This is a genomic window from Paenibacillus sp. FSL P4-0176, assembly GCF_037975265.1.
GTDB classification, from domain to species: Bacteria; Bacillota; Bacilli; order Paenibacillales; family Paenibacillaceae; genus Paenibacillus; species Paenibacillus amylolyticus.
Genome location: NZ_CP150242.1, coordinates 1922016 through 1948806 on the forward strand (window position 1 = coordinate 1922016; position 26791 = coordinate 1948806).

25 protein-coding genes are annotated in these 26791 nt (G+C 48.6%); 20 read left to right on the forward strand and 5 right to left on the reverse strand.

Translation table 11 applies throughout. The annotated features are described in order from the left end of the window. Positions 1-41: 41 nt before the first annotated feature. From MKY95_RS08985 to MKY95_RS09025, 9 genes are all read left to right on the forward strand, one after another. Complete coding sequence (locus MKY95_RS08985; RefSeq protein WP_339198304.1) at positions 42-2969, forward strand: extracellular solute-binding protein; 2928 nt, start codon at positions 42-44, stop codon at positions 2967-2969. Positions 2970-3044: 75 nt separating this feature from the next. After that, a complete protein-coding gene (locus MKY95_RS08990; protein ID WP_091032984.1) occupies positions 3045-3956 on the forward strand; it encodes a sugar ABC transporter permease in 912 nt (303 codons plus the stop codon). A gap of 2 nt (positions 3957-3958) precedes the next feature. Then, positions 3959-4822, forward strand: coding sequence for a carbohydrate ABC transporter permease (locus MKY95_RS08995; protein ID WP_017689719.1), 864 nt, complete (start codon positions 3959-3961; stop codon positions 4820-4822). Between the two features lie 11 nt (positions 4823-4833). Then, positions 4834-6300, forward strand: a complete 1467-nt coding sequence (locus MKY95_RS09000; RefSeq protein WP_339198307.1) for an NHL repeat-containing protein — start codon at positions 4834-4836, stop codon at positions 6298-6300. Further along, positions 6281-6901, forward strand: coding sequence for a YIP1 family protein (locus MKY95_RS09005; RefSeq protein WP_339198309.1), 621 nt, complete (start codon positions 6281-6283; stop codon positions 6899-6901). Before MKY95_RS09000 ends, MKY95_RS09005 begins: the two co-directional genes overlap by 20 nt. 14 nt (positions 6902-6915) lie before the next feature. Beyond that, entirely contained in the window at positions 6916-9501 is a 2586-nt protein-coding gene (locus MKY95_RS09010; RefSeq protein WP_339198312.1) for a DUF5696 domain-containing protein, read from the forward strand. Further along, complete coding sequence (locus MKY95_RS09015) at positions 9498-10397, forward strand: sugar ABC transporter permease (protein ID WP_339198316.1); 900 nt, start codon at positions 9498-9500, stop codon at positions 10395-10397. Before MKY95_RS09010 ends, MKY95_RS09015 begins: the two co-directional genes overlap by 4 nt. A 28-nt stretch (positions 10398-10425) precedes the next feature. Beyond that, positions 10426-11436, forward strand: a complete 1011-nt coding sequence (locus MKY95_RS09020) for a carbohydrate ABC transporter permease (protein WP_339198319.1) — start codon at positions 10426-10428, stop codon at positions 11434-11436. A 29-nt stretch (positions 11437-11465) separates the two neighbouring features. Then, positions 11466-12428, forward strand: a complete 963-nt coding sequence (locus MKY95_RS09025; protein WP_339198321.1) for a glycosyl hydrolase — start codon at positions 11466-11468, stop codon at positions 12426-12428. Between the two features lie 146 nt (positions 12429-12574). On the opposite strand, the gene MKY95_RS09030 is transcribed toward MKY95_RS09025, so the two are convergent. Continuing rightward, positions 12575-12841 carry a hypothetical protein gene (locus MKY95_RS09030; RefSeq protein WP_127544537.1) on the reverse strand — a complete coding sequence of 89 codons (267 nt, stop codon included), beginning with the start codon at positions 12839-12841 and terminating at the stop codon, positions 12575-12577. A 229-nt stretch (positions 12842-13070) separates the two neighbouring features. On the opposite strand from MKY95_RS09030, the gene MKY95_RS09035 reads away from it, so the two are divergent. Further along, entirely contained in the window at positions 13071-13679 is a 609-nt protein-coding gene (locus MKY95_RS09035) for a DUF1349 domain-containing protein (RefSeq protein WP_076327084.1), read from the forward strand. Positions 13680-13705: 26 nt separating this feature from the next. Here MKY95_RS09035 and MKY95_RS09040 read toward each other — a convergent pair whose 3' ends face one another. After that, a complete protein-coding gene (locus tag MKY95_RS09040; protein WP_339198325.1) occupies positions 13706-14812 on the reverse strand; it encodes an MFS transporter in 1107 nt (368 codons plus the stop codon). 88 nt (positions 14813-14900) lie between these two features. Beyond that, entirely contained in the window at positions 14901-15431 is a 531-nt protein-coding gene (locus MKY95_RS09045; protein ID WP_076327082.1) for a TetR/AcrR family transcriptional regulator, read from the reverse strand. 235 nt (positions 15432-15666) lie between these two features. On the opposite strand from MKY95_RS09045, the gene MKY95_RS09050 reads away from it, so the two are divergent. The 3 genes from MKY95_RS09050 (at position 15667) to MKY95_RS09060 (ending at position 17640) form a co-directional block, all read left to right on the forward strand. Next, entirely contained in the window at positions 15667-16512 is an 846-nt protein-coding gene (locus MKY95_RS09050) for an AraC family transcriptional regulator (protein ID WP_047842219.1), read from the forward strand. Between the two features lie 214 nt (positions 16513-16726). Then, positions 16727-16855 (forward strand): nucleotidyltransferase family protein, encoded by a 129-nt coding sequence (locus MKY95_RS09055; RefSeq protein ID WP_143781264.1) that lies wholly within the window; start codon positions 16727-16729, stop codon positions 16853-16855. Between the two features lie 50 nt (positions 16856-16905). After that, positions 16906-17640: a YdcF family protein gene (locus MKY95_RS09060; RefSeq protein WP_339188715.1), complete on the forward strand. Its 735-nt coding sequence runs from the start codon at positions 16906-16908 to the stop codon at positions 17638-17640. Between the two features lie 99 nt (positions 17641-17739). Here the strand turns inward: MKY95_RS09060 and MKY95_RS09065 are convergent, their stop codons facing one another. Both MKY95_RS09065 and MKY95_RS09070 read right to left on the reverse strand, forming a co-directional pair. Beyond that, positions 17740-19071, reverse strand: coding sequence for a M56 family metallopeptidase (locus MKY95_RS09065; protein ID WP_339198332.1), 1332 nt, complete (start codon positions 19069-19071; stop codon positions 17740-17742). Between the two features lie 6 nt (positions 19072-19077). After that, positions 19078-19452, reverse strand: a complete 375-nt coding sequence (locus tag MKY95_RS09070) for a BlaI/MecI/CopY family transcriptional regulator (protein WP_017689706.1) — start codon at positions 19450-19452, stop codon at positions 19078-19080. A 167-nt stretch (positions 19453-19619) separates the two neighbouring features. On the opposite strand from MKY95_RS09070, the gene MKY95_RS09075 reads away from it, so the two are divergent. The 7 genes from MKY95_RS09075 (at position 19620) to MKY95_RS09105 (ending at position 26755) form a co-directional block, all read left to right on the forward strand. After that, the gene (locus tag MKY95_RS09075; protein WP_339198335.1) at positions 19620-20141 is read left to right on the forward strand and encodes a hypothetical protein; all 522 of its coding nucleotides are present in this window, start codon (positions 19620-19622) and stop codon (positions 20139-20141) included. 116 nt (positions 20142-20257) lie between these two features. After that, positions 20258-21148: a TIGR01777 family oxidoreductase gene (locus MKY95_RS09080; RefSeq protein WP_339198338.1), complete on the forward strand. Its 891-nt coding sequence runs from the start codon at positions 20258-20260 to the stop codon at positions 21146-21148. Positions 21149-21300: 152 nt separating this feature from the next. Next, positions 21301-22302: a beta-ketoacyl-ACP synthase III gene (locus MKY95_RS09085; RefSeq protein ID WP_339198340.1), complete on the forward strand. Its 1002-nt coding sequence runs from the start codon at positions 21301-21303 to the stop codon at positions 22300-22302. Beyond that, positions 22292-23584, forward strand: coding sequence for an ATP-grasp domain-containing protein (locus MKY95_RS09090; RefSeq protein WP_339198342.1), 1293 nt, complete (start codon positions 22292-22294; stop codon positions 23582-23584). Before MKY95_RS09085 ends, MKY95_RS09090 begins: the two co-directional genes overlap by 11 nt. Then, a complete protein-coding gene (locus MKY95_RS09095) occupies positions 23581-24576 on the forward strand; it encodes an NAD-dependent epimerase/dehydratase family protein (RefSeq protein ID WP_076318285.1) in 996 nt (331 codons plus the stop codon). Before MKY95_RS09090 ends, MKY95_RS09095 begins: the two co-directional genes overlap by 4 nt. After that, on the forward strand, positions 24570-25430 hold the full coding sequence (locus MKY95_RS09100; RefSeq protein WP_076318286.1) for an MBL fold metallo-hydrolase: 861 nt from the start codon (positions 24570-24572) through the stop codon (positions 25428-25430). Before MKY95_RS09095 ends, MKY95_RS09100 begins: the two co-directional genes overlap by 7 nt. Beyond that, the gene (locus MKY95_RS09105; protein WP_076318287.1) at positions 25427-26755 is read left to right on the forward strand and encodes a F390 synthetase-related protein; all 1329 of its coding nucleotides are present in this window, start codon (positions 25427-25429) and stop codon (positions 26753-26755) included. The genes MKY95_RS09100 and MKY95_RS09105 overlap by 4 nt, the downstream gene beginning before the upstream one ends. The last annotated feature ends 36 nt before the right edge of the window (positions 26756-26791 follow it).

The window sequence follows — 26791 nt, forward strand, 5'->3', positions numbered from 1 at the left end:
CGGCATTGCTGGCATCAGCCTTGATGAGGAGGACTCGTAGGATGGCTGGAATTCTACAACGTAAGACATGGATATTGTCCACAGTAATCATCGTGGCGGCAGCCTGCATCATTCTATATGTAACTTCCGGCGCTGATGTGAAGAGTGCAGACATTCCACCTGGCAGTCTGCCTGCCATTGAAGTGGATGCAGTCTTGCAGCAGACCCGGCAGAAAGAGGGATACGAACAGTATCGATCCGGAACGGATCAGGCTACACAGCCGAATGTGGACATCACCATTGAAGCAGCTGATTACATAAAAGCCGAAGGTGAAGACGTCCGCAAAATGACTAATTATGAGGGAATGGACGGTGTATCTCTCCATACCGGAGAGACCGGACAAGTCGATTGGACCATTAACGTGCCGGAGACCGGGCTGTATAACCTGTCCGCCATCTATTATCCCGTTGAAGGCAAGAGTTCGGCCATTGAGCGTGCATTATACATTGATGGTGAACTTCCTTTTGCGGAAGCCGCCTATTTGCAGTTTGACCGGGTATGGTCGAATGAGAAAGATGTCGTTGAACAGGATAACCAAGGCAATGACCTTCGCCCGAGACAAGTGGAGCAACCTCGCTGGATGGAAGAAACATTTCAGGACTCAGACGGGTACGAACAGGCTCCATTCAAGTTTTATTTGGAAAAAGGGGAACACACGCTAACGCTAAAATCATCGCGTGAGCCCATGGTGATCCGTTCCATTCGTCTTTTCAATGAGAAGACAGCCGTTCCTTACGCGGAGACTGCGGGGGCACAACAGTCGGATTCCTCCGGGCAGCCGAAGGATGTACTGATTCGAATTGAAGGAGAAGCCGCAATTGCCAAATCTTCACCTACGTTATACCCGACGAGCGAAAGGTCAAGTTCTGCTGTATCTCCGTATAGCGCTTCCCAGGTACGCATCAATACAATTGGCGGCTTTAACTGGCGTTTGCCAGGCCAATGGATCGAATGGGAAGTGGATGTGCCGGAGAGCGGACTTTATCATATCGGTTTTACCGGACAGCAGAATTTTGTCAAAGGCATCTACTCCACACGCAAGCTCACCATTGATGGTGAAGTTCCGTTTGCAGAGATGGCCAAAGCACCTTTCCGTTACCAAAGCGACTATCGCATTGACGTCATGGGAGGCAAGGATGCATACAAGTTTCACTTGGACAAAGGAAAACATGTGCTGCGGCTGGAGAACAGCCTCGGTGATTTTGCACCCCTTATCCGCAATGTGGAGGACAGTCTGTACAACTTGAACTCCATGTACCGACGCATTCTGATGATTACAGGCACGAAGCCTGATGAATTCCGGGATTATCGGGTCGAAAAGCAGATCCCGAACCTGCTGGAAGTATTCAGCGGGGAAAGTAAAAGACTCAAAGACGTGGCCGCACAGCTTCGTCTTCTATCAGGACAGTCCAGCGATCAGGAAGCCTTGATCAAGACGATGGCGCTGCAACTGGACGAGATGATTGACAAGCCAGATACCATTCCAAGACGGCTTGCGGCTTATAAAACCAACACAGGCGGTCTCGGCACATGGGTGCAGCAGGCACGAGAGCAGCCCCTTGAGATCGACGCACTGTACGTCACTTCGTTCGACCGTGATATTCCCGGCGCAGGCATGGGGCCGCTTGCCAAGCTCGGTCATGAAGCGAAGATATTCTATCATTCGTTCTTCATTGATTATAACCAGATTGGCAATGTAGCCACATCGGAAGATCAGCGTACGGTAACGGTCTGGATTGGTAGCGGACGAGACCAGGCGAATACGATGAAGGCGATGATTGACAAGACCTTCACACCAGACAGTGGCATTAACGTGAATCTGAAGCTGGTGAATATGGGAACCTTGCTGCCAGCGACTTTGTCCGGTGAAGGTCCGGATGTAGCGATGCAGATCGGCAATGATCTGCCGGTGAACTTTGCGATGCGGAACTCGGCTGTAGATCTGACGCAATTCAGTGATTATAGCACCGTGGAACAGGAGTTCAGGGAAAGTGCAATCGTGCCGTATGCCTATGATTCAGGCGTATATGCCCTGCCGGAAACGCAAACCTTTAACATGCTGTTTTATCGTAAAGACGTGCTCGAAGAACTCGGACTTGAAGTGCCTCAGAACTGGGAGGATGTCGAAGCTCTGCTCGCGATTCTGAGCAAAAACCATATGGAATTCGGCATGCCGATTGTGACTCAGGCGAATATGCAGGGTGTTAATATCCCGCCGAACTCGCAGTATGCAACGATGTTGCTTCAGAACGGCGGCGCCTTCTATCGGAATGATGACAAGGAGTCGGATCTGGATTCCCGAATCGGGATCGAGACGTTCAAGCAGTGGACGGAGTTCTATACCGATTACAAGCTGGAGCGGGAATATGATTTTGCCAACCGTTTCCGGACAGGACAGATGCCTATTGGACTAACGGATTACACCATGTACAACCAGTTGTCCGTATTTGCACCGGAGATTCGGGGACTATGGGGATTCGTTCCTGTTCCGGGAACCGTTCAGGCGGATGGAACCTTGAATCGGGACGTACCGGGTGGAGGTAGCGCAGTCATGATGCTGGAGGGTGCCAAGGATCAGGATGCGGCGTGGGAGTTCATGAAGTGGTGGACCAGTACACCGATTCAGGCGGAATTCGGACGGGAGATGGAAGGACTGATGGGTGCGGCTGCCCGTTATCCAACGGCAAACATCAGGGCACTGGATTCCCTGCCGTGGCCTGCGGAGGATTACGCCAATCTCAAGGCTCAATTCGAAACGGTGAAGGGCATTCCTGAAGTACCCGGTGGTTATTTTACAGGCCGCCATCTGTTCAATGCATTTTACAAAACCGTTGTTGGCCAAGTGGAAGCCAGGGAATCCATCATGGATTATACCCAATATATTCAGGACGAGATTCGAGTCAAACGTAATGAATTTGGTCTTCCGTAAGCAGAGGGAGGGTTAATCGTGCCACAAATATCACTCCGAGACGGACAAAACAGTCCTCCTGAGAAAGCGTCAAGGATGGGCATGAAATCGTGGTGGAGCTGGAAGCTCCAGGAAATGAAGGCCAGCAAACATTCCTATGTTCTGCTTGCACCTTATATGCTCCTGTTCGTCATGTTTACCGTGATTCCGGTTGTCATCTCGATCATACTCAGCTTCACCTACTTTAATATGCTGGAATTTCCACGTTTTATCGGCTGGCAGAACTATACTCGGCTGTTTCTGGAGGATGATGTATTCCTGATTGCAATCAAGAATACGCTGCTGTTTGCCATTATCACCGGACCGATCAGTTATATTGCCTGCTTTGTCTTCGCGTGGATCATTAATGAGTTAACACCGAAATGGAGAGCGTTCATGACGCTGATCTTCTACGCGCCCTCCATCTCGGGCAATGTGTATTTTATCTGGCTGATGATCTTCTCGGGAGATCGTTATGGCATTGCGAATGGGTTGTTGATCAAATGGGGCTTTCTGCTGGAGCCGATTCAATGGCTGAAGACAGAAGCCTACATTATGCCGATCCTCATTCTCGTGCAGCTATGGCTGAGTCTCGGAACCGGATTTCTGGCGTTTATCGCCGGTTTGCAGACGGTGGACCGGACGTTGTACGAAGCGGGAGCGGTGGATGGGATCAAAAATCGCTGGCAGGAACTATGGTACATTACCCTGCCTTCGATGCGTCCACAGCTCATGTTCGGCGCAGTCATTCAGCTGACAACCTCGTTTGCCGTGGCCGATGTGTCGATCGCACTGGCCGGGTTCCCAAGCGTGAACTATGCAGCAGAGACTGTGGTAACCCATTTGATCGACTTTGGTACTACGCGGTTTGAGATGGGATATGCATCAGCAATTGCCACCGTACTGTTCATGATTATGGTGGGCACCAACTTGCTGGTACAGAAACTGCTTCGAAGGGTGGGAGAATAGCTATGGCTGCAATTGCGACAGGCAAAAAGCGGGTGAATCGCTCGCTATCGGGAAGCCTCTCCTTGTTTGCCCTTCTGCTCGTATTTGGTGCCTTCATGGTGCTGCCGCTGATCTATGCAATCAACAATGCGTTCAAACCATTGGATGAGATTTTTACCTTTCCACCAACGCTATTTGTCAAAAATCCTACATTCAGCAACTTTACAGATCTGCTGAATCTGCTGAGTGACTCATGGGTGCCGTTCTCACGTTATATATTCAACACGGTATTTATTACAGGCATCGGTATCGTAGGCCATGTACTGCTAGCTTCGGCAGCTGCCTACCCGCTTGCCAAACACAAGTTTCCGGGCAAAGTATTCATGTTCCAAGTGGTCGTACTGTCACTGATGTTCACACCTGCGGTAACGGCCATTCCGAACTATATGATCATGTCATGGCTCGGATGGATCGACACGTACTGGGCCGTCATTATTCCGGCATTTGCCTATTCACTCGGGTTGTATCTAATGAAACAGTTCATGGAGCAGATCCCGGATGCACTGCTGGAAGCAGCCAAGATTGATGGTGCCAGTGAATACCGGATCTTCTGGTCCATTGTCATGCCCAATGTGAAACCAGCCTGGCTTACATTGATCATTCTGCTGTTCCAGATGTTATGGGGCAGTGATGGCAATGGGTACATCTACAGCGAGCAGCTCAAGACTCTGCATTATGCAGCAGGTCAGATTATTCAGGGCGGAATATCCCGGGCAGGAGCGGGTGCTGCGGTAGCACTGATTTTGATGAGTGTGCCGATCACGCTATTTATTTTCTCTCAGAGCCGAATCATTGAGACGATGGCGAGCTCGGGCATGAAGGATTAAGGGGGAACGATATGGCACGCACAGTGAAAAGATGGCTTGTTCTCCTGGCGGCAGTATCTCTGCTGCTGGTGAATGCCGTGCCTGCGGCGGCCTCCCCGGCGCCGTATGAGAGTTATAACTACAATTACTGGAAAGAGGCTGTACCTTCACCGGATGCCTATCTGCCCGAGCGTACCATATCAGGTCGTGACCTCGGCATTAGTGAGTTCAAAGACCCCGGTGATGTGAACGTTTCTCCCTCCGGGTTGATCTATATTTTGGATAGCGGCAACAGCCGAATTGTCGTATTGGACCCAGGCTTTAAGCTGCTGCGCGTAATCGATGGATTCATAATGGATGGCAGCAAGGAGACCTTTAACCTTCCAGGTGGATTGTTTGTAGATGAAGAAGAACGCATATATGTCGCCGATACGGGCAACGGTCGTGTGGTTGTCCTGGATGGAGAGGGGACGCTGATTCAAACCATCACGAAGCCCGAGTCAGATATCCTATCGACCGAATTCCAGTTTCAGCCCTTGAAGCTGACGGTGGACCATGTAGGCCGAGTGTATGTTGTGGCACAGGGGGTCTACGAAGGCATTATGCAGTTTGACGAGAGTGGGAAATTTATCGGATACGTCGGTACGAACAAAGTGGAGCGGGACTACGGCGAATATATCTGGCGTATGTTGTCCACCAAAGCTCAGCGCGCACAGATGGTCCTGTTTGTTCCAACGGAGTTCTCCAATGCGGATATCGACCGCAAAGGATTTGTGTATGCGACGAATATTGATCCCGGCTCGAATGAACCGATCAAACGCCTCAACCCGTCTGGCGAAGATGTATTGAAACGGTTTGGTTATTACGATGTCAAAGGCGATATCCGGTTCCGCAACAATCCGGGTCCCTCCAAACTGATTGATGTGAAAGTGCTGGGCAACGGCATGTACAGTGTACTGGATGCGACACAGAACCGGGTGTTCACGTACGACGATGAAGGTCATCTGCTCTACATATATGGTGGCAAAGGAAATCAGGTGGGCACACTCAAAACACCTGTCGCGATTGAACAATCGGGTGAGCATCACTTGGTTCTGGATCGGGGCAAGAACAACCTTGTCGTTTATGAGCCGACCCGTTTTGGTGCCCGTGTGAATGAAGCGGTGGCACTCCACTATCGGGGCGAGGACACAGAGGCCGTAAATATATGGAGAGAAGTGCTTAAGCTGAATGCCAACTATGACATCGCTTATATCGGTATCGGCAAGTCCTTATTAATGGAGAAGAAAAACGAGGAAGCGCTAGGTTACTTCGAACTTGGAATGGACCGCAAGAGTTATTCTGTCGCGTTTAAGAGGCATCGGCGGGAGATGATGAAGGAACATTTCGGTACATTCCTGACCGCTGCAATCGCGCTGATTGTCATTCTGATCCTGACCCGGGTAGCGGTTAAATGGAGACGGAGGAGGCAGGTTGATCGTGAAGCAGGATTTCATTAAGTTTCCGCTGCATCTCATTTTTCACCCCATTGATGCATTCTGGGACCTCAAGTCGGATAACCGGGGGCGGATGCTTGTTGCTTTTGCAGCATTGGCGCTTACCATTGTTATGATGATTTTGCAAAAGCAGTACGCAGGATTTCTCGTTAATTACATCGATCCTCGTACGATTAATAGCATCATCGAGATCGCCACGGTTGCAGTACCTTTCTTTCTATGGTGCATGGCCAACTGGGCAGTAACAACTTTGATGGAAGGGGAAGGCAAGTTCAGGGAAATCGTTCTGGCGACAGGTTACTCGCTCATTCCGGTTATTCTGATCTATGCCCCGATGATCGTGATCAGCCGGTTCATGGTACAGGAGGAGACTGCTTTTTATTATCTTTTTAATAGCATCGCGTTTTTCTGGTTTGTGTTGCTTCTGTTCATTGGCATGATGACGGTGCACCAGTACACGGTGATTAGAACGATCATTACGATGGTACTGACACTCATTGTGATGGGCATTATTGTATTCCTTGGCGCACTGGTCTTCAGCATGCTGCAACAGCTGTACGAATTCGGTTATAACATTTACCGCGAGTTGATTTTTCGGACCTAAAGGAGGCGGCATCCGTGAACAAAAGGCAACGATTATATACGGTGCTGGCTGGTGGTGCAGCTGTAATCATGATTGCAGCCGGGCTGCTGTATATAAACAACAGGGGGATTCCTGCCGTAGAAGCCGCGGCTTATCTGGATACGACAACCACAGCCATGCCCGTCACGGAGGACCCGTTGCAGTTCCTTAGCGACTCTTCGCAGGGTGTGCCTGGTATGCAACTGGTCGCTGAAGATCAGAGACTCGCCCTGTACTATAACGAGGAGACAACGGAAATAGCAGTACGTGACGGGAAAAGTGGAGAGATCTGGTACAGCAACCCGAAAGAACGGGCTGAGGATGGTCTTGCTTCCGCATATGAAAAAGAAGTGCTGTCCTCCCAGTTGAATGTGTCTTTCCGGGATGCGATGGGCACACTGGAGAACTTTCCGAATTTCAGTTCCAGTATCAGCAACAAACAATTCACTGTGGGGCAGATCGATCAAGGGATACGGGTCAACTATACACTTGGTGATACATCACTTGGCATTGATGCGCTGCCTAAACTGATTAGCAAACAGCGACTGGAGGAGAAAGTGCTTTCCAAGCTGGATGCTACTGTGGCAAGGTACACATCTGCCCGATATTATCCAACCAAGAACAATCCGGATATTCTGGAACGGCTGGATGGACAAATCTCGAAGCAACTTGTGCTGAACAAGATGCTGGGTGCCTTTGAGACGGCGGGGTACACGGCGGACGATCTGGCTTTTGACAATCAGGAGAATGGAGTCGAAGGCGGAGGAGTATCGGATAAGCCCAGCTTCGTCATTTCTGTGGAATATCGACTTGAGCAGGGGGCACTCGTTGTGACTGTACCTCTGAGCCAAATAGAAGAAAGTGGGCAATACCGCATTCGGAACATTGATTTGCTCGCTTACTTTGGCGCTGCGGATACAAAGGGTGAGGGGTATATGCTCGTACCTGACGGTTCCGGCAGCCTGATTCACCTGAACAACGGGAAAACCCAGGAAGAGCAGTATGTGCAGCGTGTCTATGGCGCAGACCCAAATGATAATTCGCTCAGTCGTCCTCAGGTTAGTGAATCCGCGTATATGCCTGTGTTTGGTCTGAAGAACGGGGAGAATGCCTGGTTTGCAGTCATTGAAAAAGGGGATGGCATTGCCAGTATCTCCGCAGATATTGGAGGCAGACAGAATAGCTACAACCATGTACACGCGACCTTCTCCCTGCGCGGAGAGGATGAGCTGGAGATGTATACCTCGCAGAAAATGCAGGAGATTCAGCTGCTTAGCGAGGAGCCTTTCCGTGGAGATATTCAGGTCCGCTATCATTTCCTTCATGGAGAAGATGCCAGTTACTCGGGCATGGCCCGCCTGTATCAGCAGCAGTTGATCGAGCAGGATGTACTGAAGCCGCTCGCAGAACAGACGGAGTTGCCGTTCTATGTGGATGTGCTTGGTGCAGTGGACAAAAAGGCTTCGTTCCTGAGTGTGCCTTATCGGACCACCTTAGCCATGACGACGTACGAACAGGCTACAGAAATGGCAGCAAAGCTACAGCAGGATGGTGTGAACCGCGTACAAATGCGGTATCAGGGATGGTTTGGAGGTGGCATCAGTCATCATACGCCAACCCAGGTGAAGTTGGACAGTGAAGTGGGCAGTCGTTCCGAATTGCAGGCGTTGTCCACCAAGCTGGAGCAGTCGGGTGGAGCTTTGTTCCCGGATGTGGCTTTCCAGCACATGTATCACGATGATATGCGCTTTGCTCCTTCCTCGGATGCAGCGCGGTTTGTCACAAAGGAGACAGCAGAACTGTATCCGTACAATCCTGCACTTAATCGCATGGATCAGAGTAGGGACAGTTATTATTTACTCTCAGCGGCCAAGCTTCCTTATGTGGTGAGTGAGTTTGCTGACAAATTCAATAAACTGGGCCTTGGTGGATTATCCCTTCGTGATCTCGGGCAGGTCCTGACTTCAGATTATCGGGATAGTCGGGTGATTCATCGGGAGACGGCGAAGAACATTGTGAAGGAGCAACTGGGCAAGCTGGAACAGTCCTATCCGAACCTGATGGTATCCGCAGCAAATAGCTACGCTTGGGGAAGTGCACAACATGTTGTGAATGCACCCGCAGGGTCGAGTCGGTTCAATATTACCGATGAAGAAGTTCCTTTTTATGCGATGGTCATTCATGGATACATGAACTATGCGGCATCTCCAATGAACACGTCGGGGGATCAGGATCTCCGCAAACAGTTGCTGCGCAGTCTGGAATTTGGGGCCGCTCCGTATTTTCAATGGACCTATGAACCATCTTCCAGGCTGAAGCTGACGAATTATGATTCGGCTTACGCAACGGAGTATGCATATTGGATGGATGACGCCGTTGCCTTGTATAAGCAGGCTAATGAAGTGTTGGGAGATCTGGCGAATGAGCAGATTCTCAAGCATGAACGCATTCAGGATGGTGTGGTCCGGATCATCTATACTGGCGGTACATCCATCCTTGTGAATTACAATGCGGATGCAGTAACCGTGGATGGAACAACGGTTGGCGGGACGGATTATGTGGTGGGAGGAGTGAACCGATGAGAACCATTCGATTATCGCTGAAGTCACGGAGAGCGCTGCTTGGACTTGCATTTATTTCCCCGTGGCTGGTCGGCTTCATCTTCCTCTTTGCCACGCCGCTCCTGCAATCGATTCGGTTCAGTTTGAGTAATCTGTCCGTTGCTCCGGGCGGGTACGTTCTGGACTTCGTTGGATTTAAAAACTTCAAGGATGCACTTCTGGTTGATGCGACGTTCAACCGGATTCTGGTCGACTCCGTTGGAGCGATGCTGCTGAATGTGCCGATGATTTTGTTCTTCAGTCTGTTCACGGCGACACTGCTTAACCAGAAGTTCAGAGGTAGAACGATGGCACGTGCAATCTTCTTTTTACCGGTTATTCTGGCTTCCAGTGCAGTTGCAGCAGCTGAGTCTGCGGGATTAATCAATCTGATGGGAGATGCAAGTGCGGTCGATGCGTCTGCTGATGGCGGGGCTTCGTTCAATGTGGTATCCATTGTAAGGATGCTGGCGGATGTGGGATTGCCGATGGCCTATGTGGATTACATTGTAGAAGCCATCATGCGAATCTATGAGATTATTAGCAGCTCGGGTGTACAGATTCTGATCTTCCTTGCCGCGTTGCAATCGGTACCGGGATCGATGTATGAGGTTGCAAAGATCGAAGGGGCGACAGCCTATGAATCATTCTGGAAAATTACATTTCCCATGGTCAGTCCGTTGATTCTGACAAATGTCATCTATACGATCATTGATTCATTTACCGGGAGTCCAGTCACACAGGCCATCTACCAAACTGCATTCAAAACCCAGAACTTTGGCTTAAGCTCGGCGATGTCTTGGCTGTATACACTGGTGATTGGCCTTGTACTGATCGTAGTGGGCTGGGTATTGTCACGGCGGGTTCACTACAACTGACGGTTAACATTAAGGGAGGCTTCAGATTATGGCTGCATCAGGGACAGATCGCATGGTAGTAGTTCCCAAGCAGAATTACCACATGCAGCGGGTGCGAAACAAGACATCGGACCTTCTCTATTCCATATTCAGATATGCTTTGGTCATTGGTATTTCATTTATTATTTTGTACCCGTTATTTCTCAAAGTGTCAGTTGCGTTCAAGGATAAACAGGATATCTACAATCCAACGATTTATATGATTCCTCAGCATTTTACGCTGGATAATATCCGGCTAGCGGCGCAAGTGATGGATTATCTGCCTCTGCTGGCGAACACGTTATTGTTCGTTACCATCACAACGCTTCTGACAGCCATGTCCTGTGCACTTGCCGGATACGGCTTCGCCCGATTTTCGTTTCCGGGTAGCAATGTGCTCTTTGTGCTGGTAATTCTCACGATTCTGGTACCGACAAGTACGCTCATGGTGCCGATGTATCTGCATTTCCGCAGCTTTGACTTTCTGGGCATCATCCAGTTGTTCACGGGAAAGAATGGCATCAATCTGCTGAATACGTATTGGCCTTCCATGATTACGGCGGCTACAGCGGGAGGGCTGAAGGCGGGGCTGTTCATCTATATCTTCCGTCAGTTTTTCAAGGGGATGCCAAAGGAAATCGAGGAGGCTGCATTGATTGACGGCGCAGGTGGATTCAAAACGTTTGCCCGTATCATGCTGCCCAATGCAATCTCGCCGCTGATTACGGTTATTCTGTTTGCGTTTGTATGGCAGTATAACGATACCTTCTATTCGGCATTGTTCATGAGTGAAAGTCCACTGATCTCGCTGAAGGTGGCTTCCTTACCTGCTCAGGCGAACCAGTTGATTCCGCAGCTGATGGGCTTTGGTTCGAACTCGGGCATCAAGGCTGATCCGAACTATGTGGCGATGATTGTGGATACAGGCATTTTGCTGGCGATTGCACCGCTGATTATTTTGTATCTGTTTGTACAGCGCTATTTCGTGGAGAGTATTGAACGTTCCGGTGTCGTGGGTTAACATGATAAACTCAATTGGAGGTGTTAGCGATGAAGGTACGTGAGATCAGCAGAGTTCCGGTGAATAAAGCAGCGACTCCCGAAGCAAAAGAACTGATGGCGTTCCTGGTCGAGCGTTATCAAAAAGGGATGTTGTCAGGCCAGCAGGATTACAGCAATCTTAACTGGATTAATGAAAATACAGGCCGGAAGCCAGCTGTGATTGGCTTTGATCTCATGGAATATTCGCCATCAAGAACAGAGCGCGGTGCGGTCTCCCAGGAGATTCGGGATGCGATAGACTGGCATAAACAAGGCGGGATCGTGACGCTATGCTGGCACTGGAACGCACCGACGGATCTGATCGATGAACCAACTAAAGAGTGGTGGCGGGGGTTCTATACTGACGCGACAACCTATGATCTTGCCTTCGCGCTAGCTGATACTGAATCGGAAGCATATCGGTTATTGATTCGGGATATCAATGCGATTGCATTTCACTTGCAAGAGTTGAAGGATGCTGGTGTGCCTGTATTATTCCGACCACTTCATGAAGCGGAGGGTGGCTGGTTTTGGTGGGGAGCGAAAGGCCCCGAACCTGCCAAACAGTTATATCGTTTGTTGTATGATCGATTGGTTCAAGAACATCAGCTGCACAACCTTATCTGGGTCTGGAACTCGGAAAAACCAAAATGGTACCCGGGTGATGATATCGTGGATATTGTCAGTGTGGATGTGTACCCTGAAGCAGGAGACCACAGCCCGCTGGCTGCACGTTACACCAACCTGCGAGAGCTTGTACAGAACGGCAAAATCATCGCACTGGCCGAGAACGGTTCCATCCCTGACCCTAAGCAGATGAAGGAACAGGATGTGCACTGGAGTTGGTTCTGTACCTGGACAGGTGGATTCCTGAGAGACGGGACGCATAATGATGTGGCGTTTTTGAAGGAATTGTACCATAGCAAAGAGGTCATTACGCTCGATCAGTTACCGAAGTGGAGTTGGCTATAAGACCCCACTTCCAACTTGAATTGGAATCAATGAAGCGTTAGTATTCGCTGTAAGAATTCATGCGAATACTAACGCTTCATTTGTTGGTAGCGCACATATGTAAGTGGAATCCATGACCCCTAAAACATTAGAAGTTGAGCAACACTCTAGTTTGACGGGTGTAACATAGCTTGGATATTGGTATGTAAAGTCACGCTGGAAGTGAATAAAATGTACGATTGATTCACTGTGCGGATCAGAATCCTCTCGCTTGTGCCATTGACTGGACCGATCCGAATGGCGGATGGTTCGCTGCCACCGTACGTATCGTCCAGGGTGACAGATGTGATATGTGCGATAGGAATTTCAATTTTGGAAAACTGCCAGCGGATGACCAGTTGATCTTCTACTTTTTTCACGTTAACACCAAACATAGGATGACCTCCTGTTGTGATTCAAATTATTGAAGTAATCTCGTATGTCCAGTTTATCATATTTTGGATAAAATTACCTTATTAATAATAAAGAGTGACGATTTCTATCAACTGATATCAGGGATGGGAACTTGATGTAAAACCTACAGGATTAACCATGACACATACCGAATACCAATAGAGAAGTTAGAAAACTTAAACTCCAACTCCAACACAAAGGGTGTGCCACATGACGAATCTATTCGAACATTGTTCAGGTCAAACATTATCTGCCAACCTGAGATGGCTGAACGAGCCAGCAGATTGGTCCATTGAAGACGGCAAAGTAACGATAACCGTTTCGCCAATCAGTGACTTTTTCATTGATCCGGGAGGTGAGCCGGTGAAAGCTTCAGCGCCATTTTTACATACAATAGTCAAGGGAGATTTCAGCATTACGACTCAAGTACAGGTGGATATGAAAGAACAGTATGACTCCGGCTGCCTGATGGTGAGGGTGGACGATACGAATTGGGCTAAAGTCTGCTTTGAGTATTTTGAGGAACAGCCGTCCATTCTTAGTGTTGTTACTCGTGGTAACTCGGATGATTGTGTATCCGCACCTGTAGACGTTAATAAGCCTTATTTACGTGTAGCCCGGGCAGGCAGCAGCTTTGCTTTCCATTATTCTCAGGATGGAGAGAAGTGGAAGCTGGTTCGTTATTTCGGACTCGACTGCGCGGAAGAGATCAAAGTTGGCATTGTGGCCCAATCCCCCATTGGGCAAGGGACCACGGTTACTTTTACAGACGTACAGCTTCAACATGGAGTGACCGGAAGTGTTCGCCGGGTAAAATAACAGGGATCAGAAGGTTGTTTTGTCATTTATTTCACCCGAATTAACATTCCGAACAGACCGAGTATAGCAAAGGCCAGAAATGCCGTTGTATTGGAAAACACTTCGATCGTATACCCTGCCATGGATGAGCCAAGAAATTGCCCAACACCCAGCGCGAGAAAGGCAAGGCTAATTCCGATGGACACATTTGGACTGAATAGTCTCGTCGCCCAAACGATAAATACACTGGTCAGGAAAATATACGTGCTGCCAAATATGATCGCAGAGATGAGACTGGCAGTCATTGAAGGCAGAAGGATAACCCCGAGCGAAATATCCAATAACAGTATGCCTATTCGGTAGGACCACCCAATCTCGAACCGTTCAATAATGCGACCAGCGCATCCACCGAGTATCCCCATAACCCCCATCACAATCCAGAACAACACGGCTTCCGAATCGGAGGCCCCTTTCTCGTCTGTGAGGAAGTTCCGGGCAAAGGTCCAGTAGATTGCAGAACTGAAACCTGTCAACAGACAAGCCATGAGCAGAGCAGACCCTGGTCTGGTAGGTTTCATACATGTCCAGAGAGACTTGGTACAAGGCAGTGTCTTGGTTGCCGGAATAACACGTCTGTTCCACAAAAGAACCACAACACCGATTACAGCAAACAGGATGTAGGTTAGACGCCAGTAATCCGTGAACAGCCAGTAGAGTGGACCTGATATTACAATTCCGAAGCTGGTCCCTGTGTTAATCCAGCTGTTGCCTCTTGCTTGTAGCTCGGGAGCAAGCTCGGCATTAACCGTGTTACCGAGGGCTGGAGAGGCCCAGCCTGTACTCAAACCTGCTAGAAATATACTAAATGTAAGAACCCATGCATTCTGAGCCAAGGCGATGCCGGTTAATCCGAGCACTGCGCTGATCCCTGCCAATTGAATGACATAATGATGTCCCTTGCGATTAATCAACAGTGGTGCAGTTAGAAGGGACAGACAGTAGGCAATATACGTTCCTGAGTTAATCGCGCCAGAGGCTGCATCATTTAATTGTAAGGCTTCCGAAATTTCCGGCATAAACAATCCATAACTGAATCGCCCGAATGCATAACATACAGCGATAAGTGCAATGCCTGGAAAGATAATTTTTTTCATTAAATCCACCGCCTTTTAGATAGAACGATCATTATATTTCTTATTAAATAAAAAAGTGAGTTGAAATATTAACTCACCCGGAATAGCTTTATTTGAAACTGGTCTGCGTCATATGGATCAGTTCAAGGCAGACGTCATTTACATTTTCTGTCTCAGCAAGTGCCGTGGAACCCTCCAGCAGCAGGGAGAATCGTAATAGATCTCGATCACTTGCAGCAGGCGCCAATGTTTGGATTAAAGTTCGCATATGTCTTTTGTGCGCATTTACTGTCTGGACGATGATATGGTCTGTATGACCTCCGAATTCTTCTTTGGCGCGTAAAAATAAGCAACCTCTTGATTCGTGTTCCTTCAACCAGGTTGCATGTCCTTCAGCCAGATTGAGGAACATGGGTTGTGCTTTATTGTCTGCATATTGCCTGAGCTGTTCTAAATAACGCTGTTCGCGTCGCAAGAGTACCTGGACAATGAGATCATCCTTGGACTCAAAGTGATTGTATAGCGTCATAATCGCAATCCCGGCATCCGTGATAATCCGCTTCAAGCCGATGGAATGGAAGCCGTGGAGGTAGAATAATTCTTCAGCCACGTTCAAAAGCATTTCTTTTTTGCTGCTCATATTCAATGATACTCTCCCTTCAAAATAAGATAGAACGATCATTATACTTGTAGGCTATAATAATTCGTTGACATTGTCAAATTTTGTGACTCCCCTTGTCTTTGGTTAGTTCAAAGCCTGGGCAGGGCGTTATATGAACAACGTCGTTGCACATTAACCGGACATATGAGAGCACAACATGACAGGTTTTTGGGTGGTTTATCCGTTATATTAGACATCAAGGAGTGATTATTACATGAACTGGATCAACGCATTACAGGTCGCTATTCAATATATGGAAGACCACTTGCTCGAAAATATGACGATGGAGCAGATTGCAGCGCAGGCCCATATCTCTCCTTTTCATTTTCAACGTACCTTTGCCTTATTAACTGATGTTACTGTAGCCGAGTACATAAAACGCAGACGATTGACACTGGCGGCACATGAGCTGCTTCAAAGTGATCACAAAATCATTGATCTGGCATTTAAATACGGTTACGACACACCGGAATCTTTCTCCAAAGCATTTCGTAGACAACATGGGATCGCACCCAGTGAGGCTCGAAAGAATAGTAACGCTGTCCAATCGTATAATCGTCTGGTGATTCAAGTGAGTCTAAAAGGAGCAGAGCCGATGAAATATAAAATTGTTGAACATCCCGAATTTACGTTGGTCGGAGTAGAGCAAACTTTCTCATATGCAGATGGAGAACATCTGCAAGGCATCGGGAAGATGTGGCAGGAAGCGTGGACGAGCGGTACAGAGGAGCGTTTATTTGAACTGAACAATGGGGATATTCCAGGTTTACTCGGTGTCGTTGTGGATCAGAGCGAAATCCAGGAGAAACAGATGCAATATTGGATTGCTACGACTTACGATGGTGAAGTACCGGAAGGATTATCAAGCTTCACCATGCCTGCTTCCAAATGGAGTGTATTTGAAGTAGAAGGCCCGATGCCGGAGAGTATGCAGCTTCTGTGGAAACGGATTATTTCGGAATGGTTTCCATCCAACCCGTATGAGCACGCATATATGCCGGAGCTGGAAGTATACCCGGGGCCCAATCAACCGCCACAAATCTGGATACCGATTAAATAAATTTTAACCGTTTCAAACTCGATCATTGTCGCCCATAAACATTCGGATAACCGAAGCTGTTTATGGGTTATTTGGTTGTGATTAATCAGAGATTCGAAGTTGTACAGAGGATGTTCAAGCGTTGTTCATTTTATTGCGGATAGGTAAACATGATATATTGGAACGAAGGTTAACAGCAATAAGAGGACAACGAGGTAAACCGCAGGAGGCAGATATGTTATATGAGAACCCATTCATTCAGACGATCATCCAACACGAGCAATTAATGCGTGACCTGCGGAGAGTTCGTAGTCTCCATTTGCCTCAAAGTTACATAGGTGCAGGATATATTCGTAATTATTGAATAATAAGTGATTTGCGGAATAGTGGGTACAAGAAGGAGTGTCTACGGATTTGATAAAAAAGTTCTTACAAAAAAATGGACTGATCATTGATCTTGTCCTGTTGGCATGTTTTGTGGCGTTCCTGGCCTTCTGGGGCCAAAGATTCCCAGTCATGTTTTTCGGAATGATCACGGTGGCTTTTATCGTTCTAAGACGGATTGACTATCAGAAGCATGTTATTCTGAAACGGATTATCCTTACCGGAATTAGCGTGGCTGCCGTCTCTTTTGTCATTATCGAAGCCCTTGTATTCACACAGCTCGGTGCGAATGATCCGGATGAGGCAGACTATGTCATTATTCTGGGTTCAGGCATCCGTGGAACGGAATTGTCATTGACCCTGAAACAAAGGTTGGATGCAAGTTTGGACTACATTCGCAGCCACCCTCAGACACCCGTCATTGTATCGGGTGGGCAGGGACCTGGAGAATCCATTCCTGAAGCGCTCGCCATGAAAAACTATCTAATTGAACAGGGGATTAACCCCGTCCAAGTCATTATGGAAGATCGCTCCACAAGTACACAGGAGAATTTGGCCTTTTCCAAAAGAATCATTCTTGAATCCGGGTTAGAGCACCCTGAGATCATGATTGTCACCAGTGACTATCATATGTTCCGTTCCAAATACATCGCTGCCAAGAACGGTTATGCAGCAGAATACGGCATATCGGCCCCGTCACCGGGTTATCTGAAACCCGTCAACATGATCCGTGAATATTTTGCTACGATCAAAACATTTATCTAATGCACATGACAGAAAAAAGCAAACAGGACGAAGCGGAGATCTATGATCTATGCTTCGTCCTGTTGCATATAAGGATGGCTATTGCTCCTTAACGATAGGTTATTTTTCTGAAGGAGCAGGTACAGTTACTGAAACCTTATCCCCAGGGAGAGCTACCATTTCAGGAGATTCACCAGTAAAAGGAACAGTGGCTGATTCTACAACTTTAGCCTCAGAAGGTTCAGTAGTAGATGGAACAGTAGTAGAAGGTACAGTAGCAGACGGAACTGGCACAGCTTCGGAAACTTCATCCTCAGGGAGAGCCACGATCTCAGGAGTTTCGGAAGTAGAAGGAGCAGTTACAGCTTCGGAAATTCCAACCTTGTTGGGAGAAGCTACGATTTCAGAAGATCCACCCGTAGAAGGAACAGTCACAGCTTCAGAAGCCTCAGCCTCCACTTTAACCGTGTGGTTTGATGCCCATACGGCGGTGGACGTACTTACACCTGTAATAAGCAGGAGGGCTCCCATACTTAACATCCAATGTTTCTTTTTCAGTTTCTTTACATTAAACATAATCATCAATCTCCTTTTTAATTGTTTGCCTTCACCCGATAGGGACGAACAAAATTGAGCAGGCATTTTCTTGGTTCCCGCCATCACATTTAAAATTGTCTCACCATATCGTCTGCGTTCTTCGTGGGACATCTCTTTCACCACATCTTCGTCACAGGCCAACTCGCTCCAGGTATGAATGTCCCTGCGAATCATATGAATCAGGGGATTGAACCAGTGCAGGGCACTAACCCCCAAGGTCAAAGCTTTGACCCACAGATCTTTATGTTTTAGATGTACCAACTCATGATGAATTACCATACTGATGTCCATTTTCACCGTATTTTCGGGTGGCAGATATATCGTGGGTTTAAACAAGCCAACCAGTATAGGGCTTCGTACTAGCGTGCTGTGAGCAAGCGTGATATTACGTTTGAGACCCAAAGCTTCTTTGATTAATGGTAGCTGTACAGCTGCTTCACTATGACAGAGGACTGGGGTACGTGTACGAGATAATTCATTCAGAAATCTTCGATAACAGTACACCTGCCATGCAGAAAAACCAATGACTCCAATGCCCCAGACGCATAACAAGAACCAGGCTGTGGTTACCGAGATGGTTTGTTCCGGGATAAACGTTCCTGCAAGTACACCCGAAGCTGCTGCATTCTCCGTGCCCGGTATAGTTGATGTCGTTTGGAATGCAATATCCAAAAGCCATGAAAGGCCAAGAGATACCGGGAACAGATAAAACAAGATAGCCAGTTTACCGAGTCTGTAGAGCCACTTGGTCGGAAAAACAGATATGGGTATAAGTCGTAGTGCCAAAATACAAACAGAAACGATACTTCCCGCCACGGTCAGGCTGCACAGAATCTCAAAAAAGATATTCATCATCTGCACCTACTTTTCCGAAAGCCATTTTTTCAATTCTGAAATGTCATCGTCTGAAAGCTTGTCACCGTCATACATGGCCGAAACCAAATTCTTGACTGAACCTTGGTAGAGTCCATCAAGAACATGCTGCGTTTCCTGTAGTTTGTAATCTTCGGGTTTCAGAAGAGGCTCATAATCATTGGTCCGTCCACGTCTCGTAACGGTAAGAGCGCCTTTATCCACCAACCGTGACAGAAAGGTAGACATGGTCTGCGCTTTCCACGCTTTCCCCTTCTCAGCAAATATGTCTAATAGTTCTGTGGAGGTGACCGGTGGGGCGCATGACCATATAACAACCATTAACTCCATTTCTGTTTCGGATAATTTTTGAATCTGGTTCACAGTGAACACTCCTTAACATCGTTATGCGTCCATAACGATCGTATTACTACACTACGTAGTACGTATAAACTACTACAACTTGTAGTGGATAGTCAAGTTATCCTGATAGATGATTGCCAAACCATGTTATAATATAGGTCATTAATAGAAGAACGATGTAGGAGTGAATGATCATTACAGCATATCAATTACCTGCTCTCTATGAGCAGAAGCGAGTTTCAATGCACGAGATGGAAGAGATTGTACGCCTGTTAGCTCAGGCACCGCTATTATACGATGATGGACAGAGCATTCAGGTTCAGGATTACATGGGAGGCTTGGAGGTCGAACTTGAGCATGAGGTACGCCGTGCAGTGACCGAGTTGTACGAACTGGCTGTTCAGGCCTGTCGGGTCTTCGCCGATCCATTGGCGTACGAGCAACTTCAGGATGCGCTTGGGTTACAGGCTGAGTTATGGCAGGAGGAAGTGCTTACTCTTGCAAATTGGATGGACTGGCTGAAGCAGATCAGTGAAGGAAAGAGAACACTGCCAGAGTACAACTTTACAGCGATGCTTGGGAACTTGCCGGACGGATTCATGATCCATGATTTTTATGATGAACTCCGATATCAGCTGGAACAAAACTCTGCAAACGCATGGGCTATTGAAGAACGGGATCGCTTGTACGCAGCTCTTGGTGCGAAATAAATCAAACCAACGGGTCACCGGCGGTGTTAATCTAATATCTGTATTTTGCATGCATAGAAACATTCCAATCTATATCTTGCGAATTCTTTACCCAGTATGGGAGATGAGGGGATACCGTGAAGAAGGTTGTATTAGCTGGTGGAACGGGATTTGTCGGACAGGATTTTGCCCAAAGATTCAAGAAGCTGGGGTATGAGGTGTTAATTATCTCGCGTCAGCCCGGTCATATTGCCTGGGAGGATCGTGCAGGAATTATAGGGGCACTGAAAGAAGCAGAAATGTTGATTAACCTGGCAGGTAAATCGGTGAACTGCCGTTATACGGATGAGAATCGCAAAGTCATTCTGGAATCCAGAACCCGGACAACGCGCATTCTCGGCGAAGCCGTCCTAGCTTGTAATCATCCTCCCGAACTATGGATTAATTCGAGTACGGCGACCATATACAGACATGCTGAAGATCGTCCCATGACGGAAAAAGAGGGCGAGATTGGCTCCGGGTTCTCGGTCGACGTTGCCAAGGCATGGGAACAGGCTTTCTTTGAATTCAGTCTGCCGTCTACGCGTCAGATTGCACTGCGGATCGCGATTGTGCTGGGTGAGGGTGGCGTGATGGTGCCCATGACGAACCTCGTCCGTTTTGGACTGGGAGGATCTCAAGGCGCAGGAACACAGCAGTTCAGCTGGATTCATATCGAGGATCTCTTCCGCATGGTAATTTATCTGCAAGAGCATCCACACTTGAATGGTGTGTTCAATGCGTCCTCTCCGCATCCGGTGACGAATCGGGAGCTAATGGCGCGTCTGAGAGAACAGATGGGGGTGCGGATTGGACTACCTTCTCCTCGCTGGATGCTTGAACTGGGCGCACGCTTCATTCAGACCGAGACGGAACTGGTTCTCAAAAGCCGTTGGGTGATTCCCGAGCGAATGGAGAGTGAAGGCTTCACGTTCACATACGGTGCACTAGATGCCGCTCTTGCCGAGATTTTGAATAAGAAGAAATAACACTTCATAACAAAAGAAAATACAATAAAAGGGCAGAGGCATCTGCCCTTTTATTGTATATTTCAAAGCTTCTACTTCATGGTGTTTCGCCATTTGAGGTGGAGTGTAAATTTCATATTAATCAGTCAGATGAACAGAAAGAGGTTGGGGAAATGCAACTTAGAAGAGTAAGGATCGCGGGAACAGGGAAGTACCTGCCTGAACAGGAAGTCACCGATGAGGAACTGGATCGCCGCTTGGACGTGCCTACGGGCTGGGTTAGCAAAGCTACAGGCGTAGGTGTACGTCATTATGCTTCGGGTGAAGAAACCTCCTCTTTCATGGGCGCACGGGCTGCGGAAGCTGCACTGGCGGATGCAGGATTACAATTTAGTGATATCGACTGTCTGGTGTGTACCAGTGGCACGAAGGAACAACCGTTGCCAAGTACTGCGGTATTTATCCAGCAGGCCATGGGGCAGCAAGATTCGGGCGTACCTGCCTTTGATATGGATGCAACCTGCCTAAGTTTCCTGAACGGACTGGATGTGATTTCCTATATGGTAGATGCTGGACGTTACCAGCGAGTACTGCTCGTAGCCACTGAGATTGCCTCAGCTGGACTGAATTGGTCGGATAAAGAAAGTGCGGCCCTGTTCGGAGATGGAGCGGCCGCTGTTATTATTGAGCGTTCGCCTGAAGGGTCATCCTCTCAGATTGTACATGCTTCCCTTCAAACCTACAGCCGAGGTGCTCGCTTCTCGGAGATTGCAGGTGGAGGTACACGGCTGCATGCTTCGAATTATAAGGCGGATCAGCCTGAACCCTACCTTTTTCATATGGATGGACAGGCAATCTTCCGCATGGCTTCCAGACTTTTGCCTGGATTCATTGGTGATATACTGCAGGCGACCGGGAATCGAATGGAGGATTTCCAATTGGTCATTCCCCATCAGGGAAGTGCCATGGCGATGAGACTGATTCGCAAGAAGCTTGGCATTGCTGAAGATCGGTTTATGGACATCACACGAAATCACGGCAATACGATTGCGGCATCGATCCCGATGGGTCTGCATGAAGCGATTAGACAACAGCGTATTCAGCGTGGTGATCGGGTGTTGATGATTGGCACGGCTGCCGGATTATCATTGGGAGGACTCATTTTTGACTACTAGATCTGGGGAAACCAGACATCGTACAGCTGCTTCTCTCCGTGTGTTGCTTACAGGAGGAAGGGCTCCCGTAACGCTCGATCTGGCACGCATGCTTCATCGGGCAGGCCATCGGGTCTATGTTGCGGAGAGTGCCTTACGGCATCTGACCAGATCATCCAGTGCAGTGGAACAGTGCGCTGTGGTCCCATCGCCGCGTCATAACACACGTGCTTATCTGGCAGAGCTGGAACGGTTGGTTCAGGCTTGGAAGATTGACCTGTTGATTCCGATGTGTGAAGAAGTCTTCTATGTTGCTCAAGGGGCAGACAGATTGCGTGCATATTGCCGTGTTCTGGTTACAACTCTGGAGCAGCTGCATGAGCTGCACCATAAATATGATTTTATCCAGCTTGCTGGGTCACTCGGTCTTTCGGTTCCGGATACACACCTGGTCCACAGTCGGCAGGAATGGATGGAAGCTCAGTCTGTTCTGGGAAAAGTAGGAGATTGGGTATGGAAACCGGTGTACTCCCGCTTCGCAGCCAAAGTTCGCATGCCAACACTCATGACCGATGACGCTGGGGCAGGGACGGATCAGCAAGGAAACGTAAGCGAAAAGAAACGTCGACATTTCCGTAACGACCCTCCGGACGAGGCAGCATTATCATCTATTTCACCTTGGGTTGCACAGGCCTACATTCCTGGTCAGATGTTATGTACATACAGCATAGCGCATGAAGGGCAACTGGTTGCACATGCCACTTACGACAGTCGCTATCGTACAGGAAGTGTGGGAGCCAGTGTTTTTTTTGAACAGGTGGAACATGAAGGTGCTCTTGCGTGGGTGAGACAATTTGTTGAGGCAACGGGTTTTAGTGGACAGATTGGGTTTGATTTTATAGAAGGTCCAGATGGGCAAGTATACGCGATTGAGTGTAATCCGAGAGCAACGAGTGGGATTCATCTGTTTCACCCCGGAGATGACTTGGTGCGTGCACTAACTGAACCGGAGACGTTGGTAAAAGAAAGAAAAATGATCACGCCCTCACGGGGCAGCAAAGCCATGCTCATGCTCCCCATGCTGGGAAGCGGAGTACAGCAGATCTTTGGCAAAGGGAAACTCCGTGCATGGATATCTGCGTGGCGTGGAACCAGGGATGTGGTCTATGTAGGGCAGGATATCCAGCCTGTATTTGAACAATTCGGAGTGGTGCTAGCTGCATGGCGCCTGGCAAGATCGCAGAAGTGCTCGCTGACTGAAGCTTTGACTCATGACATAGAATGGAACGGTGAACAACAATGAATAGAGCATTGGTTACAGGAGCTACGGGATGTCTGGGAAGGCACCTCGCGATGCGGCTTGCCAAAGAGGGATGGGAAGTCACTGGCATGGGCCGACAGCCAAAGGTTGGTGCAGAACTTGAGTTGGTAGGAATCCGATTCCTGAATGGAGATATACGGGATGAGGCTGCAGTGAACGAAGCGTGTACGGGACAGGATGTGGTGTTTCACTGTGCAGCTCTATCCTCGCCATGGGGCCGATATCGTGACTTTTATAGCAGCAATGTGGAAGGGACGCAGAATCTTGTAGATGTATGCCTGCATAATGAGGTGCATCGATTCATACATGTCTCAACTCCGAGTATATATTTTAACTACAACCCCCGATATAACGTACATGAGAATGATCCGTTGCCATCCAAACCAGCCAATCATTATGCAGCCACGAAGCTTCTCGCTGAGCAGGTTGTAATGGAGGGGCATGCGAAGGGACTTCCGTCGATCATGATTCGACCGCGGGCGATCTTTGGTCCGTATGATCAGACGTTGTTTCCCAGAATTGTCGCAGCAAACGCAAAATCGGGCGTGCCGATGATCGGTGGTGGACAAGCGTTAATCGATCTGACATGTGTGGATAATGTAGTGGATGCCTTGTTGTTGTGCCGCGATGTCGATGCAGAAGCACTTGGCAGAGCCTACAATATTTCAAATGGCGATCCGAGGGCGTTCAGTGAGTTGGTGAGCAGCCTGTTTGGCATGCTGGATATGCCGCTACGTCGTCGAAACATTCCTTATCGGATGGCATATGGTGTGGCAGCGTTGCTGGAGCGAGTTCATGGCTATATTCCTGCGTTGGGTGAACCTGCGTTAACACGGTATACAGTCGGCTCCTTATCCATCCCACAGACGTTGGATATTACGGATGCACGGGAGCGATTGGGATACATTCCTCGGGTGTCCATTGAAGAGGGATTGCAACAATTTGCAGACTGGTGGAGGGCTGAATCATGCTGACAACAACTCCGGTGGAACTATATTTGGGTGCGGCGGGTTACTGTACACATCCAGAGTTTCTGACGTTGCGCGGTGGTCGATTGAGTCCAGTACATTTCCCGGCCGGATTTGCCTGCATCATTCATCCCGTACATGGACCGATCCTGTTGGATACGGGATATAGTTCCCGCTTTTTTGAGGAAACGGCTCATTTGCCTAATGCAATGTATCGTCATATTACACCAGTGGTCTATCGTGAAGAGGATAGTGCCGTTCATTTTTTGGCTCGAATTGGACTGAAAGCTTCGGATATTCGGTATATCATCCTCTCTCATTTTCACGGCGATCATATCGCGGGTGTACGAGATTTCCCAGAGGCACAATTCATTTATCTGCCAAGGGCCTATGATGCTGTGCGCTCACTTGGTCCGATTGCGGCTGTAAAAGCAGGTTTTCTTGCGGGGCTGTTGCCCGAGGATTTTATAGTCAGATCATTGCCAGTTACGTGTGAGCCTGAGCGATGGATAAGAGTGGGGGAAGCTTTCCCTTTTGATGAGGTCTACGACATCTTTGGTGATGGCAGTCTGCTTGGGGTGGATGTATCCGGTCATGCGGAAGGCATGATGGGACTCCTGTTGCGTACAGAAGAACATGACTATTTTCTCTGTGCGGACGCGGTATGGTCGAGTCGGGCTTTTCGTGAACAGCGCAGACCGAATATTCTTGCTGGAATCATTATGTCGAATCGACAGGAATACCATCGTAACTTTGACAAGCTGGTTCAGCTGCATCAGCAGTTTCCCCACATTCGGATTGTGCCGAGTCATTGTCGAGATGTACTGGACGCTTGGGGTACAGGAGGGCCGAAACGATGAGTAATACCTTTCGTATTGTGGTTCATTATGCACTCGCACGTGGGCTGCGAACATGGAAAACACGAGAACAACTTGAGCGCTGGCAAGAGCGCCGGATTATTCGGCATGTTCATCAGATCCGTGCCCGATCTCCGTTTTACCGGAAGTGGTGGGGTGGCGTGGACGCAACCGACTGGAGAAGCTTTCCGTTGATTGACAAATCAACCATGATGGAACATTTTGATACACTGAACACGGTGGGTATTACCAAGGACAAAGCGCTGGCTCTTGCAGGTGAAAGTGAAGAAACACGTGATTTCAAACCTTCCATTCAAGGCGTGACGGTTGGACTGTCTTCGGGCACGTCAGGGAACCGGGGGATATTTCTGGTGAGTGATCGGGAGCAGGATGCGTGGACGGGTACGGTGCTGGCCAAGTTGCTGCCTGGTGTACTGTGGAAACCTGCGAAGATTGCGTTTTTCCTGCGGGCCAACAGTAATCTGTATGAATCGGTGCAACGTGGCAAATTGCAGTTTCAGTACTTTGATCTGCTGGAACGTGTGGAGACCTTGGTTAAGCGGCTGGAAACCTACCAACCTACCGTGTGGGTGGCTCCTCCATCCATGCTGCGTCTGTTGGCGGATGCGTATGTGGTAGGATATCTGACTGCTGTACCGGATAAAATCATCTCTGTTGCCGAGGTGCTGGACCCCCTGGATCGCAAGGTGTTGGAGCGGGTCTTCGGACAGACCGTTCATCAAGTCTATCAGTGCACAGAAGGGTTCCTGGGTGCAACCTGTCGTTATGGCACACTGCATTTGAATGAAGATATCGTGCATATTGAAAAAGAGTTCATTGATCCCGCCACCCGACGGTTCGTGCCCATTATTACGGACTTCTCCAGAACATCACAGCCGATCATCCGATATCGGTTGAATGATATTCTGACCGAGGCGGCGCTGCCATGTGCCTGTGGTTCCCCGTTTACTGCCATTGAGCGGATTGAAGGCCGCTGTGATGACACGCTTTATTTTTCAAACATGCATACGGGTGAGACGGTACCGGTCTTTCCGGATTTCGTTACCCGTTCGGTCATTGCGGCTTCGCCGGATATTGAACATTATCGTGTGGTGCAGCAAGGGGACGGAACAATGGAGGTATCCCTTCGACTTGGCGGGAACGCAGTGATGGCTCAGGTTGAGACCAATGTACTGCTGGAACTGATGAAGCTGGGAGAGCGGCTTGAATGCACTTTACCTGAGATCAGATTTGTACCGTATACGTTTGAACCGGGACTTACGAAGCTGCGCAGAGTTGAGAGACGGCATAACGGAGTGACGGATTAAGCAGGAGTCTTGCGGTCTAGGTGGGAAGTAAGCAAT